General features: G+C 79.5%; 1 protein-coding gene. It reads right to left on the bottom strand.

What is annotated here, in order from left to right; all coding sequences use genetic code 11:
* The coding region (locus PUR61_RS33170) for a hypothetical protein (RefSeq protein WP_329883223.1) at window positions 1-303 on the bottom strand (303 nt) is incomplete at both ends.

The raw sequence follows: 303 nt of genomic DNA, 5'->3' as shown, positions 1-303 counted from the left end.
GCGGCGAGCAGCCGCAGCGCCGGACCGCGGGTGTTCGGGAGGGCGGCGTGGGACCGGCTGAGCTGCTCGTGGACGTGCCGCCAGGCGCGGGCCCGGTTCCCCAGCCTCAGCCACGCGTCGGCCGCGTGGGTGCGCCACGGCACCACGCCCGCGCCGTCCAGGCCCCCGGTGCGCAGGAGCTCGCCGCAGGTCAGGAAGTCGGCGAGCCCGCCGTGGGCGGGCCGGCACGCGGGGGAGAGCGGCGCGAGGGGCAGGGGGGAGGTCTGCCGGTTCTGGGTCGGGTCGAGCGGCTCCAGGACGTCG

It is taken from the genome of Streptomyces sp. BE20, assembly GCF_036322525.1.
GTDB lineage: Bacteria > Actinomycetota > Actinomycetes > Streptomycetales > Streptomycetaceae > Kitasatospora.
Note: the sequence above shows the minus strand (reverse complement) of the source record. Positions and strands in the feature narration are given on the sequence as shown.